Source organism: Bosea sp. 685, from assembly GCF_031884435.1.
Taxonomy (GTDB): Bacteria; Pseudomonadota; Alphaproteobacteria; order Rhizobiales; family Beijerinckiaceae; genus Allobosea.
The window spans coordinates 3,101,810-3,114,072 of the sequence record NZ_CP134779.1; the positions used below are offsets into that span (position 1 = coordinate 3,101,810).

Consider the following 12,263-nt stretch of genomic DNA (forward strand, 5'->3'; position numbering starts at 1 on the left):
CGGAACGGCCAAACCGAGGCGACACCATGTCGAGTGCTGCAACACAACGTGCCATCCTGCCGGAGGGCTGGCCCACGCCACGCGGCTATGCGAACGGCATGGTCGCGGAGGGGCGCGTCCTGGTCACCGGCGGGCTCGTCGGCTGGGACGAGGCCGGCGTCTTCGCGCAGGGCTTCCTGCCGCAGCTTCGGCAGACGCTGGTCAACATCAAGGCCGTGGTCGAGGCCGGCGGCGGGCGGATCGAGGATATCGTCCGGCTGACCTGGTACGTCACCGACATCGCGACCTATCGCGCCAGCCTGAAGGAGATGGGCCCGGTCTATCGCGAGGTGCTCGGCCGGCATTTCCCCGCCATGGCCGTGGTGCAGGTGGTGGCGCTGGTTGAGCCGCAGGCCCTGATCGAGATCGAGGCGACCGCGGTCGTCGGCCGCTGAAGGCCTGCTCCCGTGAAGGCCTGCCCCCGTGAAGGCTTGGCCCGTGGAGGCTTGGCCCAGCGCGGCGATTATGTTTCCATTTGTTTCGATATCTGCATTGCGAAAACAATCGAAACCAAGATCTTTTCCGCAATGGCACAGGCTTAGCGATCCGGCATGAGTCGCTCCTTGACTCTGTTTGCACCGTCGACCGGCGGCAATCAGTGATGGAGACATTCTATGTCCAGCATCGGCAGCGTTGGCGGCTTTCGTCCGCCTCCGCCGAAACCACCCAGCTTCGACACGCTAGACAGCGACAGCAGCGGCTCGCTCAGCCTCGACGAATTCCAGAGCGGAGCTCCCAAGGGCACTGACAGCGCCAAGAGCGAAGCGCTTTTCAAGGCGATCGATAGCGACGGCGACGGCTCGGTTACAAAGGCGGAGTCGGATGCGTTCAAGGCCAAGGCCGAAAAAGCCGGCCAGCAGCTGCAGTCCTTCCTGTTCGGGCTTCAATCCGGCCAGACCAGCAGCGCCAGCGACAGCGCGACGAGCGACGAGACCGATACCTTCTCGCAGATCGATGCGAATTCAGACGGCAACGTCACCAAGGACGAATTCACCAAAGCCTTCTCCATGGGCACGAGTGACTCGACCAGCGCCTTGGGCGACCTCTTCGACGCGATCGACTCCAACTCCGACGGTTCGATCTCGAAGGACGAGACCAAGGCCTTCCAGGACACGCTCAAGGCTGCGGGTCCGCCGCCGCCGCCACCTCCTCCGCAGGACGCCTCCAGCGAGGATTCCGACGATCAGGACATCTTCTCGCAGCTCGATGCGAACTCCGATGGCAGCGTCGCCAAGGACGAATTCCTGAGCGCCCTGTCCTCCGACAAGACGGCTTCGAGCGATCTTCTGAGCAAGCTGTTCGATGCGATCGATTCCGACAAGAACGGATCGATCTCCAAGGACGAGCAGACCGCCTTCCAGCAGGCGCTGGACAAGCGCGGCCCTCCGCCCCAGCCCTCGGCCGCGTTCCTCAACGCCTCGCAGAGCTATGGCAACGTCTACCAGTTGGGAGCCTCGAGCTCCGCAACCAGCAGCTATTCGCAGGCGGCGTGACGCCCATCGCCTGATCAACTCCGGCCGGCAGAATGCCGGTCGGCGTCCCCTGGATATCTTCGTCTCTCAGATAGCTGCGTCTCTCAGATACCTGCGCCGTCCTGCAACGCCGAGCCTGCGCGCTCGCGCCACAGCAGCGCATGCAGCCGCCGCAACAAGGGCCGCAAAGCGAGATCCCCAAGCGCCAGCGCAGCTGATATGCCGACCCGCTCGGTTACCGCCCAGGCCGCCAGGAACAGCCCGGCGGTGCTCAATAGCCGCCAGCTCACAGCAGCCAGCCAAAAACGACGATCGGGCGTGCCGGAGCGGCCGACAGTCCTGATAATCGCCTGCCGCAGGCGCGCCAGCGGGCCGGTCGCCGCGCCGCCAGTCGAGCCTTCGCCCGCAGCCGCCTCGACGAAACCGAAAGCAACCGTCTCATTGCTGATCCGGTCGATCAGGATGAAACCGCCAAGCTCGCGATTCTCCTGGTAAGGCAGGGCTATGACGGGCTTGTCGAGCTTCAAGGTGACGAAGCCGATGCCGTTCATGCGCAGGCTCTGGGCCGGCACCGGACGGAAGCCCTCGATATCGATGCTGTGATGCAGCACTTCCAGCGTCGCATTGGCGCTTTGCGTCGCAAGCTTGAGCAGGAACTGGCCGCCCTCCAGCAAAGCCCGCTCGCCGGTCCAGAGCAGGCGCGCCTTCACTTCGCGGCTGACCGGCACAGACGAGGACGCGGCGACGATGACATCACCGCGCGAGATGTCGACATCGTCTTCCAGCGTCACGGTCACGGCCTGGCCGACGGCGGCGTTGCTGGCCTCGCCTGCCGCGCCGATCAAACGAGCGATGCGGCTCGCGCGCCCCGAGGGCAGGACGGTCACGGCGTCGCCGATGCGCGCGCGACCGCGCACGGCCAGGCCGGCATAGCCGCGGAAATCGAGATCGGGTCGATTGACCCATTGCACTGGCAGCACGAAGCCCTCTTCGCTTTGCCGCTCCGGCGCGACCGCGATGGTTTCGAGCAAGGGCAGCAGCGCCGGGCCATCATGCCAGGGCATGGCGGGCGAGCGACGCATCACATTCTCGCCGTCGCGCGCCGAGACCGGGATGAAGCGGACCGAGGCGAAGCCCAGCGACTTCGTCGCCTCGCGATAATCCTCGACGATGCGGCGGAAGACGGTCTCGTCATAGCCGACGAGGTCCATCTTGTTGACCGCGACCACGACATGGCGGACCCCGACCAGCGAGACGATGAAGGAGTGCCGCCGCGTCTGCGGCAGCAGGCCTTTGCGCGCATCGATCAGGATGATGGCGAGATCGGCGGTCGAGGCGCCTGTCGCCATGTTGCGGGTATATTGCTCGTGGCCGGGCGTGTCGGCGACGATGAAGCTGCGCTTCTCCGTGGCGAAATAGCGATAGGCGACGTCGATGGTGATGCCCTGCTCGCGTTCGGCCGACAGACCGTCGACGAGCAAGGCGAAATCGGGCTGGGTCCCTTGCGTGCCGAATTTGCGGGAATCGGCGTCGAGCGTGTCGAGCTGATCGTCCAGTACGGCACCGGCCTCGTAGAGCATCCGGCCGATCAGCGTCGACTTGCCGTCATCGACCGAACCGCAGGTGATGAAGCGCAGCAAGGAATGCTGGCCTGAGGCCTCGAGCCCGGTCGAGTCATTGGCAGGAACCTGCCGGGAAGCCGGGCCCGAGGACCGCTTCTCCTTGGCCAGCGCGGTCATCAGAAATAGCCTTCCTGCTTCTTCTGCTCCATCGAGCCCGCGCCGTCATGGTCGATGACGCGGCCTTGCCGCTCCGACGAGCGCGAGGAGCGCATCTCGGCGATGATCTCGGTCAGGCTCGCCGCTTCGCTCTCGACCGCTCCCGTCAGCGGGTAGCAGCCGAGCGTGCGGAAGCGGACCATGCGGCTCTCGACGACCTCGCCGGGCAGGAGTTCCATGCGCTCGTCATCGCGCATGATCCAGGCGCCGTCGCGCTTCACCACCGGGCGCGGAGCGGCAAAGTAAAGCGGCACGACCGGGATATTCTCGAGCGCGATATAGTCCCAGACGTCGCGCTCGGTCCAATTGGAGAGCGGAAACACGCGAAAACTCTCGCCCTTGTGCTTGCGGGTGTTGAACAATTGCCAGGGCTCGGGGCGCTGGTTCTTCGGGTCCCAGCGATGCTCGGGCGAGCGCAGGGAGAAGACGCGCTCCTTGGCGCGGCTCTTCTCCTCGTCGCGCCGGGCGCCGCCGAAGGCCGCGTCGAATTTGTGCAGGTCGAGCGCCTGTTTCAGGCCTTGCGTCTTCATCACATCGGTATGGATGCGCGAGCCCGAGGCGAAGGGGCCGATGCCGGCCTTCACGCCCTCCTGGTTGATATGCACGATGAGATCGAGCCCGAGCCGGGCAGCGGTCTCGTCGCGGAAGGCGATCATCTCGCGGAACTTCCAGGTCGTATCGACATGGAGCAGCGGGAAAGGCGGCTTGGCCGGATAGAACGCCTTCATGGCGAGATGCAGCAGGACAGCTGAATCCTTGCCGATCGAATAGAGCAGCACCGGCTTGTCGCAGGTCGCCACGACCTCGCGAATGATGAAGATCGCCTCGGCTTCGAGCTTCTGGAGATGGCTGAGCTGGATCATGCGCCGGCTCCCAGCGAAGTGGGCTTCGCCCGCGTCAATTTCCCGTCCGGACCGACATGGAGCCCGCATTCCTTGGCCGCATCGTCCTCCCACCACCAGCGCCCGGCCCGCTCGGGCTCGCCAGGGCGGATGGCGCGCGTGCAGGGTTGGCAACCGATCGAGACAAAACCCTTCTCGTGCAGCGGGTTCAGCGGAACGCCATTCGCCTTGGCGAAGGCGAGCGTTCTGTCGCGCGACCAGTCGAGCAACGGGCTGAGCTTGATCAGCCCCCGCGCCGCATCGGCCTCGGCGAATTGAACGCTGCCGCGCGCGGCCGACTGATCGGCGCGCAATCCGGTGATCCAGATATCGGCGCCGGCCAGCGCCCGTCCGAGCGGCTCCACCTTGCGAATGTCGCAGCAAGCCTTGCGCGCCTCGCGCGAGGTGTAGAAGCCGTCGAGGCGATATTCTCTGACAAACCCTTCGACCGCGTCATGGCGCGGATAGAACGGCAGGATCCGGACGCCGAAATGCGCCTCGGTCTCTTTCCAGAGCGCGTGGACCTCCGGAAACAGCCGATCGGTGTCGAGCGTCACGATCTCGACGGGCAGTGCGGCATCGATGATGAAATGGGTGAGAACCTGGTCCTCCAGGCCGAAACTGGTCGTGAAGACGAGGCGACCATGCGCGGCTGCCGCGGCGCCGACGAGTCGGGCAGCGACATCCGCCGCACCGAACGCCTCGTTCAAGGCCTGGGCCCGCTGCTCCGGCGTCGTGCCAGCAGTTTGGGCGTCCGAAGCGGTGATCTGACCGGGTAGGCCCAGCGCATTCAAGAGATCGGCGGACATCGGTTTTCGCTAGGTGAAGCGTTCGGTAAATCGAACGCTTCACCTAGTCCCGAAGTCCTGAATGATCAATTCACAGGCAGTAGCGTGGTTTTTCTTATTTCACTTCAAAAGGAGAAAAACCTTCCGCAGCAAGGCAAACGGCCCGTTTCCGCTGCGGAATAACGGGCGCTCACGCCCGTGAGCGGGCTCAGATGCTGCGCGTGGCCCCGCCATCGATGCGGATCTTGGCGCCGGTGACATAGCTCGCCCGCGTGCTGGCCAGAAAGGCAACGACATCGGCGAATTCCTGCGCCGTGCCGTAACGCCCGACGGGAATTGTCGCGCGCGAGGCCTTTGCCGCCTCGTCGGGCGTGATGCCGGTGCGGTCGGCGGCGGCCTTGTCGAGCTGGTCGACGCGCTCGGTATGGATGCGCCCGGGCAGGACGACATTCACCGTGACGCCTTGCGCGGCGACTTCCGCCGAGAGTGTCTTCGACCAGCCGATCACCGCCGAACGGATGCCGTTCGACAGCGCCAGGCGCGGGATCGGCTGTTCCACGCCGGACGAGGCGATGGTGATGATGCGGCCGAAGCCGCGACCGGTCATGCCAGGCAGCAGGCCCTGCGCGAGGTGGAAGAGGTTGGCCGCCATCCCCTCGAAATGCTTCAGCCAGTCATCGCGCTTGGCCTCGCGCGCCTCGGCCGGCGGAGGGCCGCCCGAATTGCCGATCAGGATGTCGACGCCCCCAGTGCCATTGAGCTCACCAAGAAACGCGTCGACGGCGGTGATATCCGACAGATCGAGGCTCGCGGCGGAGATGCGCCCGCGCACCTCTTCGGGACATTCGGCGATCCAGGCGTTGGTCGCCGCGACGTTGCGCGCGGCGGCGATCACCGTTGCACCCTCCGTCGCGAGCGCCCGGGCGATGGCTGCGCCGAGGCCGCGGCTCGCGCCCAGCACCAGCGCGCGCTTGTCGTGAAGGCCGAGATCCATGATGTGCTCCGTCCGGTTTCCTGGGCGTGCGAGTCCGCACGCGGTCGGCTCGCTGATAGCCGCTCGGCCTCGCCAAGGGAATGGCCGCCTTCGCCGGGGCAGACAGGACGAGGACGCGTTGCGCGGGCGCGTGCTAGGTTGGAGACGGCATCGCCTTTCGACCAGATTGACAGATGGCATCGGCCAGCGGAAAATTGTGCGAATTCAAAATAATAGTGCGGTAATCGCACGTTTTGGGAGGGGTATCATGCCGAAATCGACAACCGCATTATCGCGCCGCGCCTTGCTGGCCCTGGGCGGCACGGCCCTCGTGCTGGCCTCGGCGCCGGCACAGGCGCAGGCACAACAGACCGTCAAGATCGGCCTGATCCTGCCGATGACCGGCCCCTTCGCCGGCGCGATCGGCCGGCAGATCGAGGCCGCGGCGAAGCTCTACATCGCCCAGAATGGCGCGAGCGTCGCGGGCAAGACGATCGAACTGATCGTCAAGGACGATACCGGCACGCCCGACGTCACCCGCCGCATCGCGCAGGAGCTGCTGGTCAACGACAAGGTCTCCTTCCTGGCCGGTTTCGGGCTGACCCCGCTCGCCTTTGCGGTCGCGCCGCTGGCGACGCAGTCGAAGACGCCGCAGATCGTCATGGCAGCCGGCACCTCCTCGATCACCGAACAATCCCCCTTCATCGTGCGAACCTCCTTCACCTTGCCGCAGGTGACGATCGGCATCGCCGACTGGGCCTCCAAGAACGGCATCAAGAAGGCGATGACGCTGGTCGCCGATTACGGCCCGGGCCTTGACGCCGAGAAGGCCTTCAAGGAGCGGCTGACGGCAGCCGGCGGCGAGATCACCGGCGAGATTCGAATCCCGCTGCGCAATCCTGATTTCTCCCCCTTCCTGCAGCGCGTCACGGACGCCAAACCCGATGCGCTCTTCGTCTTCGTGCCGTCGGGCCTCGGCGTGCAGTTCATGAAGCAATTCGTCGAGCGCGGCCTGGACAAGTCCGGCATTCGGCTGATCGCCACCGGCGACGTCACCGATGACGAGTCGCTCGACAGCATGGGCGACGTCACGCTCGGTCTCGTCACCACGCATCACTATTCGGCGGCCCATCCCTCGCCCGAGAACAAGGCCTTCGTCGAGGCCTTCCGCAAGGCCGCTAATGTGCGGCCCAATTTCATGGCGGTGGGCGGCTGGGACGGCATGCACCTGATCTATCAGGCGCTGAAGAAGACCAATGGCGACACCGACGGCACCAAGCTGGTCGAGGCGATGAAGGGCATGAGCTGGGTCAGCCCGCGCGGGCCGATCTCGATCGACCCCAAGACGCGCGACATCATCCAGAACGTCTATGTCCGCAAGGTCGAGAAGGTGAATGGCGAGCTCTACAATGTTGAATTCTCGACCTTCGAGGCCGTGCCGGACCCGGTGAAGGCAGCCAAGTGAGGCACTGATCATCAAGACCGCAACCGTCATTGCGGGCGAAGCGAAGCAATCCAGAGCGGCCGTGCTCGGCCTCCCCCTGGATGGCTTCGTCGCTGCGCTCCTCGCAATGACGATCTAGAACTGCCCACGCCAACCCGAGAGCGGAGCCCACCTTGCTGACCATCCTGTTCGACGGGATCGCCTATGGCATGCTGCTCTTCGTGCTGGCGGCGGGGCTGGCCGTGACGCTGGGCTTGATGAACTTCGTCAACCTGGCGCATGGCGCCTTCGCCATGGCCGGCGGCTACGCCACCGTCATCCTGATGAACCGCTTCGGTGTGCCGTTCCTGCTTAGCCTGCCGCTCGCCTTCCTGTTCAGCGCACTCTTGGGCTTCATCTTCGAGCGCCTGCTCTATCGGCACATGTATGAGCGCAGCCATCTCGACCAGGTGCTGTTTTCGATCGGTCTGGTTTTCATGTCGATCGCCGCGACCGACTATCTGATGGGCTCGCAGCAGCAGAACATCCATCTGCCGGCCTATCTGCAGGGCCGCATCTTCATCGGCGGGGTCGGCATCGGCATCTACCGGCTCTTCATCGTGATACTCTGCGGCCTGATGGCGCTTGGCCTGCAATGGATGCTGGCGAAGACGCGCTTCGGCAGCCAATTGCGCGCCGCCGTCGACGACCGGCGCGCGGCGCGCGGGCTCGGCATCCCGGTGGTCAAGGTCTTCGCCATCACCTTCGCCTTCGGGTCTGGGCTGGCGGGGCTGGGCGGCGCGCTCGGCGCCGAGATCGTCGGGCTCGATCCGACCTTCCCGCTCAAATTCATGCTCTACTTTCTGATCGTGGTTACGGTTGGCGGCACCTCGAGCCTGACCGGGCCGCTGCTGGCGGCGCTCCTGCTCGGTGTCGCCGATGTGATGGGCAAATATCTCGTGCCGCAGCTTGGAGCCTTCATCATCTATGCGATCATGCTCGCGGTCCTGATGCTCAGGCCGCAGGGCCTGTTCGCGCGTGGGCGCTGAGATGCTCAGCAAACTTCCAAGCACCCCACCACTGGGGGCGCAAGCGCCCTCGCCCGCCGCCTTCCTGCAAGCGAAGGCAGCCTGGCGCTGGCCGGAAATCCTGTTCTGGATCAGCGCTTTCGGATTGATTCTTCTGTTTCCGAATCGTCATCTCCTGCTCAACGAAATCGCGATCCTGGGGCTGTTCGCGCTCTCGCTCGACCTGATCTTGGGCTATGCCGGCATCGTCTCGCTCGGACATGCCGCCTTCTTCGGCGTCGGGGCCTATGCGGCGGGGTTGCTGGCCAAGCACGGCGTGTCCGAGCCGGTGACCGGGCTCCTGCTGTCCGGAGCGGCGGCCGGCCTCGTCGGCTTCCTCGCCAGCTTCATGATCCTGCGCGGCACGGATCTGACCCGGCTGATGGTGACGCTCGGCGTCGCCCTGATCTTCCACGAACTCGCCAACCGGCTCGACTGGATCACCGGCGGCGCGGACGGCTTGCTCGGCATCTCGGTCGGCCCGATCCTGGGCCGCTTCGATTTCGATTTCGCCGGCACCACAGCCTATACCTACAGCCTGACCGCGACATTCCTGCTCTTCCTGCTGGCAAGGCGGATCGTGCATTCACCTTTCGGCCTGTCTCTGAAGGCACTCAAGGACAACCGCCTGCGCGCGGCGACGATCGGCATCGCGCCGAACCGGCGCATCGTCGCGATCTACACATTGGCCGCCGTCTATGCCGGCATGGCTGGCGCCCTGCTCACCCAGACGACGCAGTTCGTCTCGCTGGAGGTGCTCGATTTCGCGCGCTCGGCCGATGCGCTGCTGGTGCTCGTCATCGGCGGCTCCGGCTATCTCTATGGCGGGCTGATCGGCGCGATCGCCTTCAAGCTGATGAAGGACACGCTCTCGGCGATGACGCCGGCCTATTGGATCTTCTGGATGGGCTTCATCCTGGTGATCCTCGTGCTGATCGGTCGCGACCGCATGATGGCCACGCTGGCCAGGCCTTTCGCCCCGCTGCTCAGGCTGCTGGGAGCGCGCCGGCCATGACGCTCGCGCTCCAGACCCTTGGCCTGAGCAAGTCCTTCGGCGGCTTCAAAGCCAATTCGGAGATTTCGCTCAGCGTCGCCAAGGGCGCGCGCCATGCGCTGATCGGCCCCAACGGCGCCGGCAAGACCACCTTCATCAACCTGCTCACGGGCGTGTTGCCGGCGACATCGGGCGCAGTCCGGCTGCTGGACGAGGATGTGACGCGCGTCAGCCAGCAAGGCCGCGTCAAGCGCGGCATGGCGCGGACCTACCAGATCAACCAGCTTTTCGCCGATCTCACGCCGATCGAGACTGTCGGCCTCGCCATCGCCGAGCGCGAGGGCGCTGGTGCGCGCTGGTGGAGCCGCGTCGGCCAGAACAGCGCGGTCGTCGACGAGGCTGAGGCGCTGCTCACGCGCATGAAGCTCGGTGAGGTGATGATGTGGCGCACCGCGACACTGCCCTATGGCAAGCAGCGGCTGCTCGAGATCGCACTCGCCATGGCCTGCAAGCCGAAACTGCTCCTGCTCGACGAGCCGGCGGCCGGCGTGCCTGAGGATGAACGCCACGACGTGCTCGACAGTGTCGAGGCGCTGCCGCAGGACGTCACCGTCCTGCTGATCGAACACGACATGGAGCTGGTCTTCTCCTTCGCCGACCGGATCTCGGTCCTGGTCCAGGGCCAGCTCTTCGCGGAAGGCGGCGTCGATGAGATTTCGACCGACCCGCGCGTCAAGGCCGTCTATCTCGGGGAAGACGCGCATGTCTGAGCCGCTAGGCCTCTCCCACTCCCAAGCAAGCCTCCCCCAAGCCATCCCCGGCCTGCTCGAAATCGACGACCTCGTCGCCGGCTATCGCGAGGCGATCGTCATCAACGGGCTGTCACTGCGGCTCGCGGACGGCAAGGCGCTGGCGCTGCTGGGGCGCAACGGCACCGGCAAGACCACGCTGATCGACACGATCATGGGGTTGACCCGCCATGTCTCGGGCCGCATCCGCTTCAAGGGCGAGGACATCACCCATTTGCCTCCCGAGAAGCGCGCGGCGATCGGCATCGGCTGGGTTCCGCAGGAGCGCAACATCTTCCGCTCGCTCACGGTCGAGGAGAACCTGACCGTCGTTCAACGCGGCACGGCCTGGACGGTCGCCCGCGCCTATGAATTGTTCCCGCGCCTCGGCGAGCGCCGCCGCAATCTCGGCAACCAGCTCTCGGGCGGCGAACAGCAGATGCTGGCGGTCGCGCGCGCCTTGATGCTCGATCCCGCCTTGCTGCTGCTCGACGAGCCGCTGGAGGGGCTCGCCCCGATCATCGTCGATGAATTGCTGGCTGCGATCGCCCGGCTCAACCGCGAGGACGGGCTGACCACGATCCTGGTCGAGCAGAAGGCGCGCAAGATCCTTCCCTTCACCGACGAGGCGATCATCCTTGACCGCGGCGCCATCGTCCACGCCGCGCGCTCCGAAGCGCTCCTGGCTGACGAGACCGCCATGTCCGCCCATCTCGCCGTCGCCGAACGCCCGGCCCGCTTGCGGCGCTCATCTCCATCCCACAACTAGACCTGCCCACAACTAGACCTGCCCACAACTAGACCTGCCCGCAACCAAGCCTGATCCGAGGACCAAGACCATGACGACCAGGACCAAGCCGCCCTTCCGCGCCGACATGGTCGGCAGCCTGCTGCGCACCGCCCCTCTCAAGCAGGCGCGCGAGAAGCACGCCACTGGTGCGCTTGACGACGCCGCCTTCAAGGCGATCGAGGACACTGAGATCCGCAAGCTGATCGCCAGGCAGGAGGCGACCGGCCTGAAAGGCGTCACCGATGGCGAGTTCCGCCGGGCCTATTGGCATTTCGACTTCATGGAGGAGCTCGACGGCATCGAGGCGATCACCGCCGATTCAGGCATGAACTTCAAGGGCGGCGTCGGCATCGCCAAATCGCTGCGCATCGTCGGCAAGGTCGGCTTCAGCGGCCACCCGATGATCGAGCATTTCAAGTTCCTGCGGGACAATGTCTCTCCGGGCTCGACGCCGAAGATGACCATCCCCGGCCCCAGCATGCTGCACTACCGGGGCGGCCGGAAGATGATCAATATGGGCGTCTACCCGCAGATGGAGGCGTTCTACGGCGATGTCGGCACGGCCTATAACAAGGCCGTCCACGCCTTCTACGATGCCGGCTGCCGCTATCTGCAGCTCGACGACATCTCGTTTGCCTATCTCTGCGACCCCGACCAGCGCGAGATGCTGCGGGCCCGCGGCGACGACCCCGAGCACCAGCCCGAGATCTATGCCGGCATGGTGCGGGCGGCGCTCAAGGACAAGCCGGCTGACCTCGCCGTCACCATGCATCTCTGCCGCGGCAATTTCCGTTCGACCTTCATCGCGTCCGGCGGCTACGAGCCGATCGCGGAGCTCCTGTTCAACACCATGCCGGTGGATGGCTATTTCATGGAGTGGGACAATGACCGCTCCGGCGGCTTCGAACCCTTGCGCTTCCTGCCCAAGGGCAAGCATGTCGTGCTCGGCCTGGTGACCTCGAAGACCGGCGTGCTGGAAAGCAAGGACGATCTCAAGCGCCGCATCGACGAGGCCTCGAAATTCGTCGCGCTCGACCAGCTCTGTCTGTCCCCGCAATGCGGCTTCGCCTCGACCGAGGAAGGCAATACGCTGGCCGAAGACGAGCAGTGGAGGAAGCTCGAGCTGATCGTGGAGACGGCCGGCGAGATTTGGGGCTGAGCCCCATTCGACCGGCCTCGCGCTAACCATTATGGCGGTTTCCCGGCATAATCCGCTGGTTGACCGCATCATGTGAACTGCGGTTCGCAATACGTTCACCCCCCACTGACG

The 12,263-nt window shown here is 65.3% G+C and carries 12 protein-coding genes; 8 read left to right on the top strand and 4 right to left on the bottom strand.

Features of this window, described 5'->3' with window-relative positions; all coding sequences use genetic code 11:
- The first annotated feature begins 26 nt into the window (after window positions 1-26).
- Both RMR04_RS16050 and RMR04_RS16055 read left to right on the top strand, forming a co-directional pair.
- On the top strand, window positions 27-434 hold the full coding sequence (locus RMR04_RS16050; protein WP_311915599.1) for a RidA family protein: 408 nt from the start codon (window positions 27-29) through the stop codon (window positions 432-434).
- Between the two features lie 219 nt (window positions 435-653).
- Complete coding sequence (locus tag RMR04_RS16055; RefSeq protein ID WP_311915600.1) at window positions 654-1,532, top strand: EF-hand domain-containing protein; 879 nt, start codon at window positions 654-656, stop codon at window positions 1,530-1,532.
- A gap of 83 nt (window positions 1,533-1,615) precedes the next feature.
- On the opposite strand, the gene cysN is transcribed toward RMR04_RS16055, so the two are convergent.
- The 4 genes from cysN to RMR04_RS16075 all read right to left on the bottom strand — a co-directional run bounded on the left by cysN (window position 1,616) and on the right by RMR04_RS16075 (window position 5,952).
- Window positions 1,616-3,250 (bottom strand): sulfate adenylyltransferase subunit CysN, encoded by a 1,635-nt coding sequence (gene cysN, locus RMR04_RS16060; RefSeq protein ID WP_311915602.1) that lies wholly within the window; start codon window positions 3,248-3,250, stop codon window positions 1,616-1,618.
- A complete protein-coding gene (cysD, locus tag RMR04_RS16065; protein ID WP_311915603.1) occupies window positions 3,250-4,152 on the bottom strand; it encodes a sulfate adenylyltransferase subunit CysD in 903 nt (300 codons plus the stop codon). Before cysD ends, cysN begins: the two co-directional genes overlap by 1 nt.
- The gene (locus RMR04_RS16070) at window positions 4,149-4,979 is read right to left on the bottom strand and encodes a phosphoadenylyl-sulfate reductase (RefSeq protein WP_311915604.1); all 831 of its coding nucleotides are present in this window, start codon (window positions 4,977-4,979) and stop codon (window positions 4,149-4,151) included. Before RMR04_RS16070 ends, cysD begins: the two co-directional genes overlap by 4 nt.
- Window positions 4,980-5,166: 187 nt before the next feature.
- On the bottom strand, window positions 5,167-5,952 hold the full coding sequence (locus RMR04_RS16075; RefSeq protein ID WP_311915606.1) for an SDR family oxidoreductase: 786 nt from the start codon (window positions 5,950-5,952) through the stop codon (window positions 5,167-5,169).
- A gap of 247 nt (window positions 5,953-6,199) precedes the next feature.
- Here RMR04_RS16075 and RMR04_RS16080 point away from each other — a divergent pair, with 247 nt between their 5' ends.
- The 6 genes from RMR04_RS16080 to RMR04_RS16105 all read left to right on the top strand — a co-directional run bounded on the left by RMR04_RS16080 (window position 6,200) and on the right by RMR04_RS16105 (window position 12,152).
- A complete protein-coding gene (locus RMR04_RS16080; RefSeq protein ID WP_311915607.1) occupies window positions 6,200-7,396 on the top strand; it encodes an ABC transporter substrate-binding protein in 1,197 nt (398 codons plus the stop codon).
- A gap of 152 nt (window positions 7,397-7,548) precedes the next feature.
- Window positions 7,549-8,403: a branched-chain amino acid ABC transporter permease gene (locus RMR04_RS16085; RefSeq protein WP_311915608.1), complete on the top strand. Its 855-nt coding sequence runs from the start codon at window positions 7,549-7,551 to the stop codon at window positions 8,401-8,403.
- Window position 8,404: 1 nt separating this feature from the next.
- A complete protein-coding gene (locus RMR04_RS16090; protein ID WP_311915609.1) occupies window positions 8,405-9,436 on the top strand; it encodes a branched-chain amino acid ABC transporter permease in 1,032 nt (343 codons plus the stop codon).
- A complete protein-coding gene (locus RMR04_RS16095; RefSeq protein WP_311915611.1) occupies window positions 9,433-10,185 on the top strand; it encodes an ABC transporter ATP-binding protein in 753 nt (250 codons plus the stop codon). Before RMR04_RS16090 ends, RMR04_RS16095 begins: the two co-directional genes overlap by 4 nt.
- Before the next feature lie 43 nt (window positions 10,186-10,228).
- Window positions 10,229-10,972: an ABC transporter ATP-binding protein gene (locus RMR04_RS16100; protein ID WP_311915859.1), complete on the top strand. Its 744-nt coding sequence runs from the start codon at window positions 10,229-10,231 to the stop codon at window positions 10,970-10,972.
- Window positions 10,973-11,042: 70 nt separating this feature from the next.
- Entirely contained in the window at window positions 11,043-12,152 is a 1,110-nt protein-coding gene (locus RMR04_RS16105; protein ID WP_311915612.1) for a 5-methyltetrahydropteroyltriglutamate--homocysteine S-methyltransferase, read from the top strand.
- Window positions 12,153-12,263: the final 111 nt, after the last annotated feature.